Origin of the sequence: Bradyrhizobium sp. SZCCHNS3002, from assembly GCF_032377435.1 — a bacterium.
Lineage (GTDB): Bacteria > Pseudomonadota > Alphaproteobacteria > Rhizobiales > Xanthobacteraceae > Bradyrhizobium.
In genome coordinates this window covers 59711-80042 of sequence record NZ_JAUHHY010000024.1, presented here as the reverse complement: position 1 = coordinate 80042, position 20332 = coordinate 59711, and the positions used below count along the sequence as shown (strand labels likewise).

At 67.5% G+C, this 20332-nt stretch carries 20 protein-coding genes; 12 read left to right on the top strand and 8 right to left on the bottom strand.

What is annotated here, in order from left to right; all coding sequences use genetic code 11:
• Nucleotides 1-139: 139 nt before the first annotated feature.
• The 5 genes from QW845_RS32515 to QW845_RS32495 all read right to left on the bottom strand — a co-directional run bounded on the left by QW845_RS32515 (nucleotide 140) and on the right by QW845_RS32495 (nucleotide 4819).
• Entirely contained in the window at nucleotides 140-1060 is a 921-nt protein-coding gene (locus QW845_RS32515) for a polyphosphate kinase 2 family protein (RefSeq protein WP_315805594.1), read from the bottom strand.
• Nucleotides 1057-1773: an NUDIX hydrolase gene (locus QW845_RS32510; RefSeq protein WP_315805593.1), complete on the bottom strand. Its 717-nt coding sequence runs from the start codon at nucleotides 1771-1773 to the stop codon at nucleotides 1057-1059. The genes QW845_RS32515 and QW845_RS32510 overlap by 4 nt, the downstream gene beginning before the upstream one ends.
• Nucleotides 1774-1776: 3 nt before the next feature.
• Nucleotides 1777-2790, bottom strand: coding sequence for an ABC transporter substrate-binding protein (locus QW845_RS32505; RefSeq protein WP_315805592.1), 1014 nt, complete (start codon nucleotides 2788-2790; stop codon nucleotides 1777-1779).
• 221 nt (nucleotides 2791-3011) lie between these two features.
• Nucleotides 3012-3797: an ABC transporter permease gene (locus tag QW845_RS32500; RefSeq protein ID WP_315805591.1), complete on the bottom strand. Its 786-nt coding sequence runs from the start codon at nucleotides 3795-3797 to the stop codon at nucleotides 3012-3014.
• Between the two features lie 215 nt (nucleotides 3798-4012).
• Nucleotides 4013-4819, bottom strand: a complete 807-nt coding sequence (locus QW845_RS32495) for an ABC transporter ATP-binding protein (RefSeq protein WP_315805599.1) — start codon at nucleotides 4817-4819, stop codon at nucleotides 4013-4015.
• 153 nt (nucleotides 4820-4972) lie between these two features.
• On the opposite strand from QW845_RS32495, the gene QW845_RS32490 reads away from it, so the two are divergent.
• From QW845_RS32490 to QW845_RS32465, 6 genes are all read left to right on the top strand, one after another.
• Entirely contained in the window at nucleotides 4973-5767 is a 795-nt protein-coding gene (locus tag QW845_RS32490; RefSeq protein WP_315805590.1) for an ATP-binding cassette domain-containing protein, read from the top strand.
• Nucleotides 5764-7320: a glycine betaine ABC transporter substrate-binding protein gene (locus QW845_RS32485; RefSeq protein ID WP_315805589.1), complete on the top strand. Its 1557-nt coding sequence runs from the start codon at nucleotides 5764-5766 to the stop codon at nucleotides 7318-7320. The genes QW845_RS32490 and QW845_RS32485 overlap by 4 nt, the downstream gene beginning before the upstream one ends.
• A 212-nt stretch (nucleotides 7321-7532) precedes the next feature.
• Entirely contained in the window at nucleotides 7533-7988 is a 456-nt protein-coding gene (locus tag QW845_RS32480) for a MarR family winged helix-turn-helix transcriptional regulator (RefSeq protein ID WP_315805588.1), read from the top strand.
• 50 nt (nucleotides 7989-8038) lie between these two features.
• Complete coding sequence (locus tag QW845_RS32475; RefSeq protein ID WP_315805587.1) at nucleotides 8039-8611, top strand: isochorismatase family protein; 573 nt, start codon at nucleotides 8039-8041, stop codon at nucleotides 8609-8611.
• Nucleotides 8608-8937 (top strand): hypothetical protein, encoded by a 330-nt coding sequence (locus QW845_RS32470; protein WP_315805586.1) that lies wholly within the window; start codon nucleotides 8608-8610, stop codon nucleotides 8935-8937. Before QW845_RS32475 ends, QW845_RS32470 begins: the two co-directional genes overlap by 4 nt.
• A complete protein-coding gene (locus QW845_RS32465) occupies nucleotides 8934-10163 on the top strand; it encodes an MFS transporter (RefSeq protein WP_315805585.1) in 1230 nt (409 codons plus the stop codon). Before QW845_RS32470 ends, QW845_RS32465 begins: the two co-directional genes overlap by 4 nt.
• A gap of 2 nt (nucleotides 10164-10165) precedes the next feature.
• On the opposite strand, the gene QW845_RS32460 is transcribed toward QW845_RS32465, so the two are convergent.
• Nucleotides 10166-10561 (bottom strand): rhodanese-like domain-containing protein, encoded by a 396-nt coding sequence (locus tag QW845_RS32460; protein ID WP_315805584.1) that lies wholly within the window; start codon nucleotides 10559-10561, stop codon nucleotides 10166-10168.
• Nucleotides 10562-10751: 190 nt separating this feature from the next.
• Here QW845_RS32460 and QW845_RS32455 point away from each other — a divergent pair, with 190 nt between their 5' ends.
• From QW845_RS32455 to QW845_RS32440, 4 genes are all read left to right on the top strand, one after another.
• Entirely contained in the window at nucleotides 10752-11639 is an 888-nt protein-coding gene (locus QW845_RS32455; protein WP_315805583.1) for an IclR family transcriptional regulator, read from the top strand.
• A gap of 17 nt (nucleotides 11640-11656) precedes the next feature.
• On the top strand, nucleotides 11657-12853 hold the full coding sequence (locus QW845_RS32450; RefSeq protein WP_315805582.1) for a CoA transferase: 1197 nt from the start codon (nucleotides 11657-11659) through the stop codon (nucleotides 12851-12853).
• 86 nt (nucleotides 12854-12939) lie between these two features.
• Entirely contained in the window at nucleotides 12940-13926 is a 987-nt protein-coding gene (locus tag QW845_RS32445) for a tripartite tricarboxylate transporter substrate binding protein (RefSeq protein ID WP_315805581.1), read from the top strand.
• Nucleotides 13927-13958: 32 nt separating this feature from the next.
• Entirely contained in the window at nucleotides 13959-15176 is a 1218-nt protein-coding gene (locus QW845_RS32440; protein ID WP_315805580.1) for an ABC transporter substrate-binding protein, read from the top strand.
• 44 nt (nucleotides 15177-15220) lie between these two features.
• On the opposite strand, the gene QW845_RS32435 is transcribed toward QW845_RS32440, so the two are convergent.
• Nucleotides 15221-16930 (bottom strand): sulfatase-like hydrolase/transferase, encoded by a 1710-nt coding sequence (locus QW845_RS32435; RefSeq protein WP_315805579.1) that lies wholly within the window; start codon nucleotides 16928-16930, stop codon nucleotides 15221-15223.
• A 199-nt stretch (nucleotides 16931-17129) separates the two neighbouring features.
• Complete coding sequence (locus QW845_RS32430; protein ID WP_315805578.1) at nucleotides 17130-18062, bottom strand: DUF2380 domain-containing protein; 933 nt, start codon at nucleotides 18060-18062, stop codon at nucleotides 17130-17132.
• A 189-nt stretch (nucleotides 18063-18251) separates the two neighbouring features.
• Between QW845_RS32430 and QW845_RS32425 the strand changes: the two genes are divergently transcribed.
• Nucleotides 18252-19667, top strand: a complete 1416-nt coding sequence (locus QW845_RS32425) for a sensor histidine kinase (protein ID WP_315805598.1) — start codon at nucleotides 18252-18254, stop codon at nucleotides 19665-19667.
• Nucleotides 19664-20305 carry a response regulator transcription factor gene (locus QW845_RS32420; RefSeq protein WP_315805577.1) on the top strand — a complete coding sequence of 214 codons (642 nt, stop codon included), beginning with the start codon at nucleotides 19664-19666 and terminating at the stop codon, nucleotides 20303-20305. The genes QW845_RS32425 and QW845_RS32420 overlap by 4 nt, the downstream gene beginning before the upstream one ends.
• The last annotated feature ends 27 nt before the right edge of the window (nucleotides 20306-20332 follow it).

Below are 20332 nucleotides of genomic sequence, written 5' to 3'. Positions count from 1 at the left end.
GCTCAAGACCGCAGAAGAATCCACGCCATGCACCATGTCCAGTCTGTCTGAACCGGACAGCCGTGGGTCAAGCCCGGGCATGACGAGCTGACGAGCGGGTGCCACGGACGAACGAGAGAGTGCGATGAGCGCTTCGCGCTCAGCCCTTCTTGCCGCCCTTGCCTTCGCTCTCGAGCGCCTTGCGCACCGCCTTGAACTCCTCGCGCGAGCCGGCGTCGACGCGCGGAAAATGCAGGTCCAGGCCATCCAGCGCGGCGACGATGGTCGAGCCGATGACGACCCGGGCGAACCATTTGTGGTCGGCCGGAACGACATGCCACGGCGCATAGGGCGTCGAGGTGTGGCGCACGATGTCCTGATAGACCGCCTGGTAGCGATTCCACCTCGCGCGCTCGGTGACGTCGCCCATCGAGAACTTCCAGTTCTTCGCCGGCTCCTCCAGCCGGTCGAGAAAGCGCTCGCGCTGCTCCTCCTTGGAGATGTTGAGGAAGAACTTCAGGATCACGGTGCCGTTGCGCGTGAGGTAGCGCTCGAACGCGGAGATGTCCTCGAAGCGCTCGTGCCAGATGTTCTTGGTGACGAGCCTCGGCGGCAGCTTCTCCGCTTTCAGGATCTCCGGATGCACGCGCGTGACCAGGCATTCCTCGTAGTAGGAGCGGTTGAAGATGCCGATGCGGCCGCGCTCGGGGAGCGCGATGGCGCTGCGCCACATGAAGTCGTGGTCGAGCTCCTTGGAGGTCGGCTGCTTGAACGAGGTGACCTCGCAGCCCTGCGGATTGACGCCCTCGAAGATGCTCTTGATCGCGCTGTCCTTGCCGGAGGCGTCCATGCCCTGCAGCAGCACCAGCACCGACCAGCGGTCCTGCGCGTAGAGCTTCTCCTGGAAGTCGGCGAGCCGCTGGCGGTTCTGCTCGATGATCGCCTCGCCCTCTTCCTTGGCGAGGCCGCCCTTGACCTTGGTCTTGTGCGACTTGAGATGAAACTTGTGCCCGCCATCGATCCGGAACGGCGAGATGAAACCATCGAGCTCATCGGCCAGCGTGCGCGGTTTCTTGCTCATGAGGACGGCTCTCCGGGGCTGAATTGCGTTTCGAGGAAGGCGGTCACGAAGCGCGGCATCGCCGCAGTCAGATCATTCCTGCTTCGAACCAGCCGTATCGAGCAGAGTTCCGGCTCGTCCTGGGCCGCGAGGTTGGCCTCGATGCGGCGCTGCAGAGCCTCGCCCATGTCAGAGGCGTCGAGCACGCGCATCAGCGCGATCGACGCGCCGGTCACGACACAGTCCCAATGCGCCGCGGCCTGATAGTCCGATGGCGCGAGTCCCGTCTCCTCCTCGACCTCGCGCGCCACGTTGGCGGCGAGATCGAGCACGCCATCGCTGACGTCGTCGAGATCCGGCGTGCCGGCGGGAAAGTACAGCCGGCCGGCATTGGCGGTATGGGCGCCCATCTCGCCGAGCACGAAGGCGCCGTCGGCGGACCGCAGCGCGCCCATGCCGAAGCCGTTGAAGGCGGTGCGATCCGGAAAGCCCCAGTCGCGCCACGCCAGCAGGCTCGCGAAATCGGTCTCGAAATAGCTCGCCGAAAAACGTCCATCCGCGATGCGCGGATTGCGCCCGAGCAGCACACGGCCGTTCCACAGGCCCGGCCTGGCGCGCCGGCATTCGGCAAAATGCGCCGCGATGTCGTCGCGGCGCTGGTTCGCGAACGGCCAGTCCCACGGCTCGACCTTGAGGTCGAGCGTGGTGACGCGCTGGATGACGACGTCCGTCATCCGCTATTTCGCCCCCTTCGCCTGCTCGACGAACTTGTTGGTGAAGGTCTTGCTGACGTCGACATTGGCCTTGGCGACGTCGGGCGAGCCGGTCGAGAACACGGCGAGCACGGCGTCGGCGCCCTTCGGATCCATCTTGCCGGTCTGCGAGTACATCGGGATGGTGTTCTTCAGCGCCGCGAGATACAGCGCCTTGTCCTTGCCGACCAGCTCCTCCGGCATCTTCGCCATGATCTCCTCCGGCGTATGCGAATGGATCCAGCCCAGCGTCGCCACGATGGCGTTGGTCAGCGCCTGCGCCTCCTTGTCATGGCCGGCGATCCAGGCCGCCGTCGAGTACAGCGCGCCGCCGGGATATTCGCCGCCGAACACCTCCAGCGTGTCGTGCTGGGTGCGGGTATCGCTGAGGATCTTGAGGTCAGGATGCTTGCCCTGCAGCACGGTGACCGAGGGATCGAGCATCACGGCCGCGTCGATCTGGCCCTGCTCCATCGCCGCCACCGCGGTCGCGCCGAGGCCGACGCCGATCACGGCGGTACCCGACGGATCGAGGCCGTTCTTCTTCAGCATGTACTTCAGGAAGAAGTCGGTCGAGGAGCCCGGCGCGCTGACGCCGACCTTCTTGCCGGCGAGATCCTTGATCGAGCTGATCTCCTTGTTGTGCGACGGCGCCACCACCAGCACGAGACCGGGATAGCGGTCGTAGACGACGAAGGACTGCATCTCCTGCTTCTTGGCCGCGAGATTGACGCAGTGATCGAAATAGCCGGAGACGACGTCGGCGCTGCCGCCGAGCACCGCCTTCAGCGCATCCGAGCCGCCCTTGAGATCGACCAGCTCGACGTCGAGCCCGGCCTTCTCGTATTCGCCGAGCTGCTTGGCCAGCACGGTCGGCAGATAGCACAGGCACGCGCCGCCGCCGATTGCGATGGTAACCTTGGTGGCCGCGCTGGCGAGACCGGTGCTCAGCGTCAGCGCCAGCAGCGCGCCGGTGACCCGGCCGATGATCTTGTTCATGTGTTTCCTCCGTTCTGTCGTTGGTCAGATTAGGCGTGTTGATGTGGCTTTAGAAGGCTGCGCCACCCACCGCCGTCGTCCCGGCGAACGCCGGGACCCATAACCCCAGGGAGTGGTTTGGGGCACACGGGACGACCCGCCTTTTCCAACCGCGATATCACGCGGTATGGGTCCCGGCGTTCGCCGGGACGACGGCGGAGGATGTGGGAGCACCGCGCCCCTCACCGCCCATCCGCCGCATCAGGCCGCCACACCAGGAGCCGCCGCTCCACCAGCGTGACGCAGATGTCGATCAGGATGACGAACGCCGACAGCACGAACATGCCGGCGAACACGCCGGCGACGTCGAAGATGCCTTCGGCCTGCTGGATCAGATAGCCGAGGCCGGCGGCCGAGCCGAGATATTCGCCGACGACAGCGCCGACGACGGCGAAGCCCACCGAGGTGTGCAGCGACGAGAACATCCAGGACAGCGCCGACGGCCAATAGACGTGGCGCATCAACTGCCGCTCGCTCATGCCGAGCATGCGGGCATTGTCGCGCACCACGGTCGAGACCTCCTTCACGCCCTGATAGACGTTGAAGAACACGATGAAGAAGACGAGCGTCACGCCGAGCGCGACCTTGGACCAGATCCCCAAGCCCAGCCACAGCGTGAAGATCGGCGCCAGCACCACGCGCGGCAGCGCATTGGCCATCTTGACGTAGGGATCGAACACGGCGGCCACCAGCGGCTTGCGCGCGAACCAGAAGCCGACCAGGACGCCGCCGAGCGAGCCGATCGCAAACGCCAGGATCGATTCCCACAGGGTGATCGCGAGGTGCTTCCAGATCGCGCCGGTCGAGAACCACTTCACGACCTGCGCTGAGACGTCGACCGGATTGGAGAAGAAGAACGGCGGAAGCCAGATGCGTCCAAACACCGGCACGGTGGCGAAGAACTGCCACAGCGCAATCGCGACGATGGCGACCAGCAGCTGCAGCGCGAGCAAACCCAGACGCGACATTCAGGCCGCCTCGCGCTGCGTGAGGGGTCCACGGCCGACGCCACTTGCGCCGCTGCGCTCCCTCCCCCCTTGTGGGGGAGGGCTGGGGAGGGGGGTCCCCCAACCACCGGTCTTTCCGGGGTACCCCCCTCCCCGACCCTCCCCCACAGGGGGGGAGGGAGCGCACTGCACGCGCCGAAACAGCGGGGCTCCCACGAAGCTCATTGCCGCCCCCATCACACCGCCTCCGCCTGCTTGTAGGTCTTCTCGACCTCGGACTTCAGCGTCTGCCAGATCTCGCGATGCAGCTCGTGGAACTCGTGCTTCATGCGTACCTCGAAGATGTCGCGCGGGCGCGGCAGGGTCACGCGCCAGTCGCCGATGATGCGCGAGGCCGGTCCCGCCGACATGATGACGACGCGGTCGGCGAGCGCGATCGCCTCCTCCAGATCGTGAGTGACGAACAGCACCGCCTTGCGGTCGGCATTCCAGAGATCGAGCAGCAAATTGCCCATGATCTGCCGGGTCTGCGCGTCGAGCGGCCCGAACGGCTCGTCCATCAGGATGATGCGGGGATTGCGGATCAGCACCTGGGCGAGCCCGACGCGCTTGCGCTGGCCGCCAGACAGCATGTGCGGATAGCGGTTGCCGAAGGCGCCGAGGCCGACCGAGGTCAGCCATTGCTGCGCCTTGGCGGCCGCATCCTTCGACGGCGAGCCCGCGACCTCGAGCCCGATCGCGACGTTCTCCAGCGCGGTCTTCCATGGGAACAACGCATCGGCCTGGAACAGATAGCCGGCGTCGCGATTGAGGCCGGCCAGCGGCTGGCCGAAGATGCGCACCTGGCCGGCGGCCGGCTTCAGCAGTCCCGCCGCCACGTTGAGAAGGGTGGATTTGCCGCAGCCGGTCGGCCCGACGATGGCGACGAACTCGCCGTCGGCGACGGCCAGATCCGCCGTCTCGACGGCGGTGTAGGTGCGTCCGCCGGCGAGACGGAATGCCACCGTCGTTCGCTCCAGCGCGACCGCGGCGGCCGTGGGCATCGTCACGTCCAAGTTCCTCCCCGGAGAATGGCCGGGACGGCTTAGCCGCTTGCGCGGCGAAGTTCAACGCGCGGCCCGGACGTGCTAGGTCATCTGACTGAGCCCAAGGCCAACACTCCGCCACCACCCCGGCCAACCGTTCCGCAAGGCCGCATGCCGCGCACGCCGTTCATCGTCTACGCCAACGTCCGCAAGAGCTTTCCTGGTCCGTCGGTCACCGTGACCGCGGTCGACGGCGTATCGATGGAGGTCGCCGAGGGTGAGTTCCTGGCGATCGTGGGCGGCTCCGGCTCGGGCAAGACCACGCTGCTGCGGCTGACCAACCGCCTGATCGAGCTGGACGGCGGCGCGATCCGGATTGCCGGTGAGGATATCGCCGGCCTCGATCCAGTCAGCCTGCGTCGCCGGATTGGCACCGTGTTCCAGAACGGGGCGCTGTTTCCGCACATGACGGTTGCCGCCAACATCGGCATCACCCCCAGGCTGCTGGGGACTCCGCCGGCCGAGATCGCCACGCGCGTCGGCGAGCTGCTCGACCTCGTGCGGCTCGACCGCAAGGCGCATCGCGACCGGCTGCCGCACGAGCTCTCGGGCGGCCAGCGCCAGCGCGTCGGCGTCGCCCGCGCGCTCGCGGCGCGGCCGAAGATCGTGCTGATGGACGAGCCGTTCGGCGCGCTCGATCCGCTGACGCGTGATGCGCTCGGCAGCGACTACCGCGCCCTGCATGAGCAGTTCGCGCTGACCACGATCATGATCACGCACGACATCACCGAGGCCCTGCTGCTCGCCGACCGCATCGCAGTGATGCGCGGCGGACGCCTGATCGAGATCGGCACGCCGGCCGAGCTCGCGGCCAGCCGCGAACCCTACGTGACGGAGCTGATGACGACGCCGCGCCGGCAGGCGGCGCGGCTGGCCGCGCTGCTGCCCGAAAGCGGCGCAGCATGAGCGCCCTGTCCGATCCACGCTTTACCGAGGCGCTGTCGCATCTCCCTGACTATCTCGGCAGCCATCTGCGCGTGAGCCTCGCCGCGCTGGCGCTCGGCCTTGCCGTGAGCTTTCCACTGGCGCTGCTCGCGCGCAATCGCCCTGCCCTGCGCAATCTGCTGCTCGGCGTCGCCAGCGTGGTGCAGACGGTGCCGGGACTGGCGCTGCTGGCGCTGTTCTATCCGCTGCTGTTGGCGCTGACGGCACTCACCTTGCGCTGGTTCGGGCTCTCGTTCTCGGCCTTCGGCTTCCTGCCCGCGGTGCTGGCGCTGGCGCTGTATTCGATGCTGCCGGTGCTGCGCAACACCATCACCGGGCTGAACGGCGTCGACGCAAGCCTGATCGAGGCCGCCAAAGGCGTCGGCATGACCGAGCGCCAGGCGCTCACGATGGTGGAGCTGCCGCTGGCGCTGCCGGTGATCATGGCCGGCATCCGCACCGCTGCGGTGTGGGTGATCGGCACCGCGACCTTGTCGACGCCGATCGGCCAGACCTCGCTCGGCAACTACATCTTTGCCGGGCTGCAGACCCAGAACTGGGTGCTGGTCGTGTTCGGCTGCGTCGCCGCCGCCGTGCTGGCGCTTGCCATCGATCAGTTGCTGGCGCTGATCGAGCATGGCCTGCGCAGGCGCAGCCGTGCCCGTGTCGGGCTTGGCACCGCAACCATCGCGCTGATGGTCGGCGCCAGTCTCCTGCCCTCGCTGGCCGGCAGCTCGGCACGCTACGTGATCGGCGCCAAGACTTTTACCGAGCAATATGTGCTGTCGGCCTTGATCAGCGAGCGGCTGCAGGCATCCGGCCTCTCGGCGACGACACGCGCCGGGCTTGGCTCCAGCGTGATCTATGAGGCGCTGAAAAACGGCGACATCGACGCCTATGTCGACTATTCCGGCACGCTGTGGGCCAACCAGTTTCACCGCAAGGAGCCGTTGCCGCGCGCCGCGCTGCTCGATGCGCTGAAGCAGGATCTCGCCAAGGACAAGGTGAGCCTGCTCGGCGAGCTCGGCTTCGAGAACGCCTACGCGCTGGTGATGCCGCGCAAGACGGCCGAGGCGCTCGGCATCCGCTCGATCGCCGACCTCGCGCGTCACACCAGCGACATGTCGATCGCCGGCGACTACGAGTTCTTCTCGCGCCCGGAATGGGCGGCCTTGCGCGACGCCTATGGCCTCGCCTTCCGCGCCCAGCGCCAGATGCAGCCCGACTTCATGTATGCCGCGGCCGCCTCCGGCGAGGTCGACGTCATCGCCGGCTACACCAGCGACGGCCTGATCGCGAAATACGATCTCGTCGTGCTCGACGACCCCAAGCAGGCGATCCCGCCTTACGACGCGATCCTGCTGCTGTCGCCGAAGCGTGCCGAGGACCGCGCGTTGCAGGATGCGTTACGACCGCTGCTCGGCCGCATCGACATCGCGACGATGCAGCAGGCCAATCTGCGGGCCTCGGGCAGCGACGCGGAGTCCTCGCCGCAGGCGGTGGCGCGCTGGCTGTGGGCGAAGATCGGGAAGTAGATCATCCGCTTTCCGAGTTCTGCCTGATCGCTCCCGACGTTACGACTGCTTGTCCGGCCAATTCAATCGCAATCATCTCTCGCGCGCGAGCCCGATAAGGGCTCTTGCAGAGCGAGCGAACGTGTTCGAGCCACAACGCCCCGGGGACCCTGCATATCATCAGTTAAACTTATAAGATTGACTTCATAACTGACCTGCCATAGCCTTGCGGCATGAGCCGACAGTCACCCCGGAAAGTCCCCCCGCCCGCTGCCCATGCCCTGGCTGGCGAGCTGCGGGCGTTCGCCGGCAAGCTGAAGCGCCGGCTGCGCGAGCAGGCTGACGCGGGCGATCTGCCGCCGTCTCAGGTATCGGTGCTGCTTCGCCTCGAAAAAGACGGGCCCACGACGGCCTCGCATCTCGCGCGGATCGAGGGGATGCGGCCGCAATCGATGGGGCCAATCATTGCAGCGCTGGAAAGCGCCGGCCTGGTGCGCGGATCGCCGGACCCGGGGGACGGCCGGCAGACCATCCTTTCGCTGACAGAGGCATGCCGCGTCCGGATCGACGAAGGACGCGCCGCGCGGCAGGACTGGCTGTCGCGCTCCATCGCGGCGCGGCTCTCGCCAGCGGAGCAGCAGCAACTCGCTTCAGCCATCGTGCTGCTCAGGCGCCTGGTCGACGACTGACGCGTGACGGCCGCGCGCAAACGCGCGCCGCGTGCAAGAGGAGATCATCAATGGCGCTCACGCAGCTCGATCTGAATACCGCGCTCATCGTTGTCGATCTGCAGAAAGGCATCGTCGGCGCATCCTTGCTGCATCCGATCGGCGAGGTCATCGCACGCGCTTCCGCCTTGGCGGAACGTTTCCGCGCGCTCAGGCTTCCGGTCGTGCTGGTCAATGTCGCCGGCACCGCCCCGGGACGGACCGAGCGGCCGCCACGTCTCACCGCGCCGTTTCCTGCGGACTGGGCCGATCTCATCCCCGAGCTGAACCGGCAACCGCACGACGTCGTGGTGACCAAGCGGACCTGGGGCGCCTTCGCCAGCACCGATCTGGAGACACGATTGAAGGCGCGCGACGTGACGCAGGTGGTCGTTGCCGGCGTGGCCACCGGCACCGGCGTCGAGTCCACGGCGCGGCAAGCGTATGAGCAGGGCTTCAACGTCACGCTCGCCGTCGACGCCATGACCGACACGCGCCCCGAGGCGCACCAGTACAGCCTCACCCATGTCTTTCCGCGACTGGGCGAAACCGGCACGTCTGCGGACATCATCCGACTGCTCGACGCGAGGACCCCCCTGACATGACCTGGCTTGATCTCTTTTCCTATTTCTTCGGCGGCGCCTTCCTGGCCAACGCCGTTCCGCATGTCGTCGCCGGCCTGATGGGTCAGCCGTTCCAGAGCCCGTTCGCGAAACCTTCGGGACGCGGCCTCTCCTCGTCGACGGTGAACGTGCTCTGGGGCCTGTTCAACGTCGCCGTCGGCTATCTGCTCGTCTGCCGCGTCGGCGATTTCGAACTGAGAAACACAAGCGATGTCGTGGCTCTCGGCCTCGGCTCGCTCGCCATCGGCCTGATGCTCGCGCGACACTTCGGCGCGCTCCATGGTGGCGATCTGCGGAAGCGATCATGACGGGCAAGGCGCCGGGCATGTTCCGGTCGCTGCACAAGTTCAACTACCGGGTCTGGGCGGCCGGCGCGCTCGTCTCCAATATCGGCACCTGGATGCAACGCACCGCTCAGACTTGGCTGGTGCTGATCCAGCTCACCTCGCATAACGCGTCCGCCGTCGGCACGGTGATGGCGCTGCAGTACGGGCCGCAGCTCCTGCTGTTACCTCTGACCGGCTACGTGGCCGACCATTTCAATCAGCGACGGGTCTTGATCGCCACCCAGGCGACGATGGGAGCGTTCGCGCTCATCCTCGGCCTTCTCACCGTGACCGGCGTCGTCCAGCTCTGGCAAGTCGACGTGTTCGCATTCCTGTTCGGCTGCGCGGCAGCCTTCGACGCTCCGGTGCGCCAGACGTTCGTCGCCGAGTTGGTCGGGAACGACGATTTGCCCAACGCGATCGCGCTCAACTCGACATCGTTCAACGCCGCGCGGATGATCGGCCCGGCAATCGCCGGCATGGTGATCGCCGCGTTCGGCACCGGCTGGGCCTTCCTGATCAACGGCGCGTCGTTCATGGCCGTGCTGGCGTCGTTGAACCTGCTCCGCATCGCCGATCTGCGTCCGAACCCGCGGGCGCAGCACGCCAAGGGAAACGTCCTGGCGAGCGTCACCGCCGGCTTTCACTACGCATGGTCCCACCCGGAGCTCCGGGCCACTTTGATCATGCTCGCCCTGATCGGAACGTTCGGGCTCAACTTCCAGATCTTCGTCTCGACGATGGCGATCAAGGTCTTTCACAGCGATGCACGCGGCTACGGCCTGCTGTCCTCGGTCATGGCCGTCGGCACGGTTGCCGGCGCCCTGTTCAACGCCAGCCGGCACAGGCCGAGATTTGGCGCGCTGCTCGCAGGCAGTGGCCTGTTCGGACTAGGCTGCACGCTGGCCGCGCTCGCCCCGACCATCTGGCTGTTCGGCGCCGCGCTCGTCGTCATCGGCGTCGCGGCGCTCATGTTCACCAACACCACCAACAGCCTGATGCAGCTTGCGACCGAGCCCTCCATGCGCGGCCGGGTGATGGCGCTGCGCGTCGGCGTCGCACTCGGCGGCACGCCGATCGGCGCGCCGATCGTGGGCTGGGTGGCCGACAGCCTCGGCCCGCGCTGGGCGCTCGGCGTCGGCGCGGCGTCAGGTCTCGCTGCCGCGCTCGTTGCCATCGCAGCGATGCGAACGCCGCATCGAACGTGATCTCACATCCCCGGCTCGATCGGCTTCTCGACCGCGCCGCCGCTCTCGGCCCAATCCTTGAACGCGCCGACATTGAAGACCTTGTCGTAGCCGAGGTCCTTCAGCGTCTTCCCTGCCAGCGCCGAGCGGCCGCCGGAGGCGCAATACAGAATGACGCTCTTGTCCTTGCTGAAATTCTTGTCGTGATAGGGTGAGTCCGGATCGGCGCGGAATTCGAGCATGCCGCGCGAGACGTGGTGAGCGCCTTCGATCTTGCCGCTCTTCTCGACCTCCGGCGCATCGCGCACGTCGAGGACGAGCGTGTTGCCCTTGGCGATCATCGCCTGCGCCTCGGCCGGCGTGATCTTCGGCACCGCGGCGTTGGCGGCTTCCAGCATCTGCTTGACTGAGGTCGACATCGATTTCCTCCCGGACGTTGACGAAACAGCGGTAGCGGGCCGCCGGCCGGTTCACAACCCTCGATCAGGGGACCGGCGCCGGATCAGCAAAGGACGTTGCGCTCGCCCGGATTTGTCCACATAGTGGACGATAATAGCAATATAGAACAAGCATATGGACTCATGGGAGTTGATCGGTCATTCTTCGACCATGTCCTCTTCCCGTCCTGTCCCGATCAACCGCGACCGCGCCGTCGAAACGATGCTGGCGGACAGCGCCAGCGATGCCGCCTTTGCCACGACCTTGGCCAAGGGCCTGTTCGTGCTGGAGGCGTTCGGGACCGGGTCGGCGGTGCTCGGCAACATGGACATCTCGGTCCGGACCGGGATTCCACGGCCGACCGTGGCCCGGCTGACCCACACGCTCACCGAACTCGGCTACCTCTCGTTCGATCAGGCGCTCGCGAAGTATCGCCTCGGCATCCGCGCGTTGCGGATGGCGCATCCGCTGCTCGCCGACATGCCGTTCCGGCAGATCGCGCGGCCGCTGATGCAGGATCTCGCCGCGAGCGTCCGCGGCACGGTGTCGATCGGCCTGCTCGACGGCAGCGCCGTGGTCTATGTCGAGACCGCGCGCTCCGGCGACGTCGGCCCGCATGTTCCCGACATCGGCATGCCGATCTCGGTGGTCGCGACCGCGATGGGGCGCGCCGCGTCGTCGATCCTGCCGCCAGGCGCGGCCGCGCGTTTCGACGCGCAGCTCGCCGCCGGCGACGCCGAGCAATGGAGCGATTTTTCCGCACTCTATTTCGGCGGCATCACGCAATGTGCCGATCGCGGTTTCTGCACCTGCATCGGCGAATACATGCCGGCGATTCACGCCGTGGCCGCGCCGCTGCATTACGCGGCCAGCTCCGGCCGCGCCTTCGCGATCAATTGCGGCATTCCCGCCTTCCGGCTGCAGCCGGGCCAGCTCGAGGCCGAGATCGGCCCGCGCATCACGGCGCTCGCCGCCAGCATCCGGGCGCTCATCAACGAAGCCGAGCCCGAGATCATCAGGCGCGCGCCGGAGCCGGCGCTTGCGGCCGAAGCCGGCTGAGACAGGTGCATCACGACATGGCCGGGCCACTCCAGGGTTTGCGCGTTCTCGACATCGCCACGATCATAGCGGCGCCGTTCGCGGCCACGCTGCTCGCCGATTACGGCGCCGATGTCCTGAAGATCGAGATGCCGGGCCAAGGCGACGGTGTCCGCACCTTTCCGCCGTTCAAGGACGGCAAGCCGCTGTGGTGGAAGACCGCCAACCGCAACAAGAGCTTTGCGACGCTCGACCTGCGCACGCCCGACGGGCTCGCGCTGTTCAAGCGGCTGCTGCCGCGCTTCGACGTGTTGATCGAGAACTTCCGCCCGGGCACGCTCGATCGCTGGGGGCTGACGAAAGAGGTGCTGTGGTCGATCCAGCCGCGCCTCGTCATCCTGCGCGCCACCGCGTTCGGGCAGGACGGGCCGTACAAGGACCGTCCGGGCTTTGCCCGCATCTTCGAGGCAATGGGCGGGCTCACCTACATCACCGGCGAGGCCGAGGGCGAGCCGACCCATCCAGGCTATCCGATCGGCGATGCCATCGGCGGCGCCTTCGGCGCACTCGGCGTGCTGGCGGCGTTGTGGAAGCGGGCGCGCGATCCCGAGGCGCCGGGCGAGGAGATCGATCTGGCGCTGACCGAGGCTGTCTTCCGCTTGCTCGACGTGTTGCCCGTCGAGCACGACCAGCTCGGCTTCAGCCGCAGCCGGATCGGCAATGCCAACGGCTACTCGGCGCCGGCCGCGGTCTATCGCACCCGCGACGATCGCTGGGTGACGCTCGCCGGCTCGACCAACGCGCTCTACGCCGCCAATTGTCGCGCGATCGACCGTCCTGACCTGATCGAGGATCCGCGCTTCGCGAACAATGCCTCGCGGGTGAAGCATTCGGCCGAGCTCAACGCGATCTTCGCCGCCTGGTGCGCGGCGCATGACCTCGATGAGGTCGTCGCCCGCTTCACCGCGGCCAAGGGAACGATCGCGCCGATCTACGCGATCGACCAGATCGCAGCCGATCCGCAGGCGATCGCGCGCGAGATGATCACGCGCGTGCCCGACCGCGATTTCGGCTCGGTGGCAATGTCGAACGTCGTACCGCGCTTTGGCAACGATCCCGCGGCGCTGCGCCATGCCGCGGGCGACGTCGGCCAGGACAACCTGGAGATCTATCAGGGCTGGCTTGGACTGTCAGACCAGGAGATGGACGATCTCGCGCGCAGGAAGGTGATCTGACGCGGCGCGAGCAGATACGACCAGGCGCAGCGAAGAACGCGCCGGAGCAGCCCGGACAAGGGATGCAGCAGACAGGGAGATGCGCGATGAGACCGTTGACGATGACGCGCCGTGGCCTGCTCGGTGCCGGGGCCGCGCTGGCCCTGGGCCGCAGCCATCCCGCACGCGCCGAGGGCGAGTGGCCGACCCGCATGGTGCGGCTGATCTGTCCCTATGGCGCCGGAGGCGCCAGCGACATCTCACTGCGCCTTCTGGCGACGGAGTTCGAACATCACCTCGGTCAGCAGTTCATCATCGAGAACAAGCCGGGCGCCGGCAGCCGCATCGCCAACGACGTCGTCGCCCGCGCCGCACCCGACGGCTACACCCTGCTCTACGCCGCTGCGCCCTACGTCACCGCCGAAGCGCTGTTCGGCAAGCTGACCTACGACCCGATCAAGGATCTGCGCCCCGTCGCCGGCACCGTCGTCGCGCCGATCTTCCTGATGATCAGCGCCAACGCGCCGTACAAGACGCTGGCCGAGCTGATCGCCTACGGCAAGTCCAAGCCCGAAGGCCTGACCTTCGCCTCGCCGGGCGCCGGCTCGCAGCCGCATCTCGCCGCCGAGCTGCTGTTCCGCGACGCCAAGGTGACCGGCCTCAACATTCCCTTCCGCGGTGACTCGATGGCCTACACCGAGCTGCTCGCCGGCCGCGTCGACGCGACGCTGACCGCGATCAGCACGGCGCTGCCCTATATCCAGGCCGGCCAGTTTCGCGTGCTCGGCGTCGCCGCCACCGAGCCGAGCGCGATCTATCCGCAGGCGCCGACGCTGCGCGAGCAGGGCCTGCCGAACGTGGTCGCGTCGGGCTGGTACGGCTTCATGGCGCCGGGCGCGACGCCGCAAGCCATCGTCGACCGGCTGTCGCGCGAGATCATCGCCGATCTCGCCGCTCCCGAGGTGAAGCAGAAGCTGTTCGCACAAGGGCTCGACGTGCAGCCGCGCGACCCCACGGCGTTCGGCCAGTTCATCGCCGACGAAACCAAAAAATGGAGCGCGGTCATCCGCGACGCCGCCATCAAGGCCGAATGAGCTTCACAAAAAATGATCAGGGAGTGGATGTGATGAGGATTGGGACCACCGCGCTGGCCGCGCTTGCTCTGCTGTCGCTCGCCGCGACGGCTTCGGCGGCCGAGAAGAAGTACGACACCGGGGCCAGCGACAGCGAGATCAAGGTCGGCCAGACCGTGCCGCTGAGCGGCCCGGCCTCGGCCTATGCCACGATCGGCAAGGCGCAGGCCGCCTATATGAAGATGATCAACGACCAGGGCGGCGTGAACGGCCGCAAGATCAACCTGATCCAGTATGACGACGCCTACTCGCCGCCGAAGACGGTCGAGCAGGTGCGCAAGCTGGTCGAGAGCGACGAGGTGCTCCTGACGTTCCAGATCATCGGCACCGCGCCGAACGTCGCCGTGCAGAAATATCTCAACTCGAAGAAGGTGCCGCAACTGTTCGCGGCCACCGGCGCCTCGCGCTTCACCGATCCCAAGAACTTTCCTTGGACGATGGGCTTCAACCCGAGCTACGTCGTCGAAGGCCGCATCTACGGCCAGTACATTCTCAAGACCCATCCCGACGCCAAGATCGGCGTGCTCTACCAGAACGACGATCTCGGCCGCGACTATCTCGCCGGCCTCAAGGCCGGGCTGGGCGACAAGGCCGCCAAGATGATCGTGGCCGAATCGTCCTACGAGATCACCGAGCCGACGATCGATTCGCACATCCTGAAGCTGAAGGACGCCGGCGCCGATCTGCTGTTCAGCGCCTCCACGCCGAAGCAGGCGGCGCAGGCCATCAAGAAGGTCGCCGAGCTCGGCTGGAAGCCGGTCCACATCGTCGACATCAATGCCAATTCGCTGGGCGCCACCCTGAAGCCCGCCGGGCTCGAGAATGCCAAGGGCCTGATCAGCGTCGGCTACGTCAAGGACCCGCTCGAGGAGGGCTTCAAGAACGACCCCGGCGTGCAGCGCTATCTCGCCTTCATGGAGAAATACTATCCCGACGGCGACAAGGGCTCGAACTTCAACGTCTATGGCTACATCACCGCCGAGCTCCTGGTCCAGGTGCTGAAGCAGTGCGGCGACGAGCTGACGCGGGAGAACGTGCTGAAGCAGGCCACCCATCTCGACCATGTCGAGCTCGGCATGCTGCTGCCGGGCATCAGCATCACGACCTCGCCGACCGACTATCGCGTCAACAAGCAGTTGCAGATGATCCAGTTCGACGGCGCGCACTGGCAGAACATCGGCGGCATCGTCACCGACGCGGCCGCGGATTAGCAGCGGCGGCTGCGCCCAGACCGGCCGACCTTGGCGTCGGCCGGTCACAACCCCCGGATCAGCTCGGCGTCGATCAGCATGCGGTTGAAGCGGCGCGCCTCGGCGCCGTCGCCGCAGGCATAGAACACGCCCTTGCAGCGGAGCATGATCTCCTTCTGCTCGGCAAAGGACGGATCGAGCGGAATTCCGGCGGCCTCGAGCGTGACCAGCGGCAGATAGGCGGCGTCGATCCGGTCCATCACGACCGCGCTCTGGCGCGGCTCGAAATTGACGGCATCGATCGCGTAATACGTCCGATAATAGCGCGGATCGTAGCTTTCGAGCTTCTCGCCGATGCCGGCCTCGTCGAGCTTGGGATCGAGAATGTGCGGCGAGAACTCCGGCTGGTGATCGCCATAGCGGACGATCAGGAACGGCTGGTCGCCGAACCTCTTCTTCAGGCTCGCGAGAAAGCGCTGATAGTCCGCCGCGCTCATCATCTGCCGGCGCAGATACTCATCGATCGAAGGCAGATTGCCGGGCGCACGCCAGGACGGCGTCAAATCAGGCCGGAACGTCGTCTCCCACGGGAAATGGTTGGCGGCGAGATAGACGAACATGAACAGCGGCTTGCCGCGCGGCCGGTGCTGCATCACATCGAGCGCGGCGTCGTAGAAGAAGCCGTCGGGCTCGACGCCCTTGGCGCCGAGATCGCGCGCGTCGAGGAAACGATCGACACCCACCGTGGTCTGGAAGCTGCGCGCGCTCATGAAGGCGCCCTGCGCGGGATACAGCGACACCGTGTCGTAGCCGCAATTGCGCAGCGCCAGCGGCAGGCCGCGCTCGACCCGGCCGGACGCAATCCTCGTCACGAAATAGGCGAAACGGCCGAACGAGCGCGACGACAGGCCGGCGAGCACGTTGTACTCGGTGAACCAGCTCGGGCCGCCATTGCTCTCGGCCATGAACTGCCGCGCCTTGCCGTCGAACGACTTGAAGTGGCTGCCATAGCCATCGGGCACCTTGATGCCCTCAGCCGAGCGGATGTCGAAACTGGATTCGTCGTGGATCAGCACGATGTTCGGCCGGCGCGCGGCCGGATGACAGGAATCCGGGACGAAGGCAGCCAGACTTCGATCAGCCGTGGCGTCGGATTCCATGAAGCCGTTGGCGAGGAAGTCCGACACCGCCGTGACGCCGGAGCGCGCGAATTTCGACAGATAGCCGTCGTCATAGTAGCCGCGCCAGGCCTCGTCGCGCCAGTTAAGCGAATACAGCGTCAGCGCCGCGAGGCAGGCGAGCTTGCCGGCGAGCGCCGGCAGCCGCGCGATCCGGAACGGGTCGGCCCACCACAGCAGCCCCAACAGCGGCAACACGACCGCGACGGCCACCAGCACCGACAGCTTGAGATTCGGAAAGATCGTGAACAGGAATGCCGCGCTGTCGTGATCGATCAGCATCACGTCGACGAAGTTCGCGGTCATCTGGACCACAGCGTGCTTGAGCTGCGACAGCAGCACCAGCACCACGACCATGGTCAGCGCCAGCGCGGCCGACACCGCAGGCCGCCGCAGCAGCACCAGCCAGAAGCCGTTCAGGATGCCCCAGGCCAGCACGAAGCCGAGCCGCGAGCCGAAATCGGTCTCGGTGTGCAGCATCAGAGCGAGCGCCGCCACATGCGGCGCGGCGACGGCGGACAGCCGGACGGCGGCAGAGCGTGTTGCGCTCGCCGCGGCGAGCGTGGTGATCGGTTGGTCGTTCGGGGTCAGTGACATCAGCCGGTCGAAAGCAGGCGCCCTTCGCCGGCGCATGCCGACAGATCAAGGAAGCCGATCCTGTCATTCGACCGTAATGAAATCGTCACAAATCACAACAGCCCGGATTTGCACGGAGCCGCGCGCCGATCGTCCGGCATGGCGGACCGGCGCAGCTCCCGGCGACGGCTCCGGGACCGGAGCGATGGCCGGGCCGCGATCAGTGCTCCGAGCCGGTCTCGAGCAGCCGCTCGCGCACCAGACGCACCGCGCCGCGACTCCAGGAATAATTGGCGCCGAGGCGCAGCCCGCTGTCGCCGGCGACGACGAGTGCGCCACTGTCGGCCTGGCGGACGCGAAAACCGATGATGTATTCGGTGCGGCCGATCCGCCTGACGATGCCGAGCAGCGACTGCTGGGCGCCGACCGCGCGCGCCACTCGCGCCTCGCAATCGTCGCACTCACGCACCGGCTGCCCCGGCTTGATCTCGCCGGCGGCGTCCACGAGGCGGTAGCGCCCGGACTGCGCCAGCAGCTGCCGCACCGCGTCGGTCGCCTCCTGCAGCCCCTTCTGGTCGGACTCCGTCGCGCCGAGCGCAGCGCCTGCGCTGGTGTCGTCGAGCTCGAATGGCAAGAGCGCCAGCCGGATCGGCTCCGGCGGCGCCAGCGCGTCACGGACCTGGCGCGAGACGAACATCTCGGCGCGCTGCCAGGCCTCGTCGCTGTCGCCGCGGAAGGTGAAGACCTTGTCGAACAGCACCCGATGGGAGGTGACGTCGATGGCCGACGCCCGCGCCCACTGCACCAGGGTCGAGAGCTTCTGGACACCACCGGTGACCACGACGGTGGCGCCGGCCGCGGCCGCCATCTGCAACCGTGCCTCCGGCGACGCATCGGTCGGACAGGACGGAGCGCAGGACGGGCTGACCGGACGCAGCCGCGCATCCGCGGCGACATCGCGGCGGAGCGCGGCGATGAACGCATCCAGCCGCCGCTGATGCGCTGCGGTCTGATCGACCGGCTCGCCGGACGTATCGAGATAGCTGAAATCATCGACCAGCACGGCCGGGACATCACCAGAGGCGGCGCGGACCGGGCCGGCCGCGAGAGCAAGCGCGAAAACGAGGCAACGGACGAGGCGGCGGTTCGACATGAGATTCCCCTGCAACGATGTCTGGCGCTCCGAAGCTAGATGCCGGCGCGGCATGGCTGCAGCGGCGAGGATCCCGGCGAGGCACGGGAAAATTTCACGACGGCACCGTCCACCGGGCCGCGGCGCTTTTGGCCCGGGCGGTTCTGCCGTTAAATGCCGGCGGGCTGGGCTGCCATGGACGCGCCGAAGATGTGGAGCCGCTACGACCTCAAATACCGCCTGACGCTGCGCATCGCGGCGGTCTCGGCGCTCTGCTTCGCGGCGATCTGCGCCTATGTGCTGTTCGACACCGACCGCTCGGTGCATGCGCGCAACGCGCGGATCGCCGAGATCACGGCCCGGACGCTGCAACTGCAGCAGAGCAAGATGCATTGGGTCAACAGCCCGCCGGCCGGCTTTCCCGACCTCGACGCGGTCGCGGCCGCGGCGATGGGACCGGGGCTGTGCATCGCCTATCGCGGCGTCGACGGCGTGATCGTGCAGCGGATCTGCGGCGGCGCGGACGCGCAGGCGGACGATCCGCCCCGCGCCTTCGCGATGCCGTATCGGCGGCTGTTCGAGCCGGGCCGGGAAGCGGCACGGCCGGTCAGGTTTCGCGGCGAGAGGACCGGCGATGCGGTCGTCTGGATCGATGCCGGCGTCATGACCGCGGACGCCTGGCGCGAGCTCGGCCGGCTGCTGCCGGTACTCGGGACGGCGCTGGTGCTGCTGTGCGTGCTGGCCTACGCCGCACTGGCCCGCGCGCTGCGCCCGACGCGGCTGATCCGCGCCGGGCTGGAGCGGATCGCCGCCAACGATCTGTCGGCGCGGCTGCCACCGTTCGACCTCGCCGAGCTCTCGGCGATCCGCGATGCCTTCAATCAGCTCGCCGAGGGGCTGGAGACGGCGCTGGTGCAGCGCGGCGAATTGACCCGGCGCCTGATTGCCCTGGAAGACGACGAACGCCGCCACCTCGCCCGCGAGCTGCATGACGAATTCGGCCAGTCGCTGGCGGCGATCCGGGCGCTCGCAGCGTCGATCCGTCACAGCGCGGCGCAGGATTGCCCCGCTCTGGTCGGCGAATGCGACGGCATCGCGCGCACCGCGAGCGACATGATGGAGCAGTTGCGCGGCGCGCTGATGCGGCTGCGTCCGCCTGATGTCGACGAGCTCGGCCTCGCCGGCAGCCTCGAAGGCCTCGTGGCCGGCTGGAACCGGCGGCAGCACGGCCGCACCGTGTTCGAGATCAGCCTGTCGGGCGACGTCGACCGGCTGCCCAGCATCGTCGCCAGCAACGTCTACCGCATCGCGCAGGAGGCGCTCACCAACGCCGTCAAGCACGCCGGCGCGACGCGCGTGCGATTGCAGTTGACGCTTCAGGACGGGCCGGCCCGGTCGGCGCCGGAGAGCACGACCGTGCTCACCGTCGAAGATGACGGTCCTGCCGGCGATGCGCCCGACAAGCCGGGCATGGGCCTGCTCGGCATGCGCGAGCGCGTCGCCTCCATGGGGGGCCAGATGAGCTTTGCGGCCACGTCCGGCGGCGCGCGCCTCCGCGTCGAGATTCCGCTCCCGGCCCTGCCCGGCCTCTCGCCTGCGCAGCCGGAAACGGCCTACGCGGCATGACGACGCCCGCCGGCACCATCCTGCTGGTCGACGACCATGCCGTGGTCCGCGAGGGCTACAGGTCGATGCTGCAGAAGCAGCCGGGACTGCGCGTAGTCGCCGAAGCCGCCGATGGCGCCGAAGCCTACCGGCTGTTCAAGGAGGTCAGGCCCGATCTCGTCATCATGGACCTGACGATGCCGGGCGTCGGCGGCATCGAGGGCATCCGCCGCATCCGGCAATGGGATCGCGGCGCGCGCATCCTCGTCTTCACCATGCATGAGAATGCCGGCTTCGCGGTGCAGGCGATCCGCGCCGGCGCCCGCGGCTATGTCACCAAGAGCAGCCCGCCGGAGGCTCTCGTGCGCGCCGTCATGGACGTGCTGGCAGGCCGCATCGCGATCAGCCCCGACATCGATCACGAGCTCGCGCTCAGCCGCCTCTCCGGCGAGCGCGCCGCCGCCGACGTGCTGTCCGCGCGCGAGTTCGAGGTGATGCAGATGCTGCTGGCCGAACGGACGACGGACGAGATCGCGTCCGCGCTGCATCTCAGCCCGAAGACGGTTGCCAACCTGCACTCGCTGATCAAGGACAAGCTCGGCGTCGCCACCGACATCGAGCTGGTGCGGCTGGCGCTGCGGCAGGGCCTGCTGAGCTGAGCCGGCGGGGCTTACATCCCCGCGAGA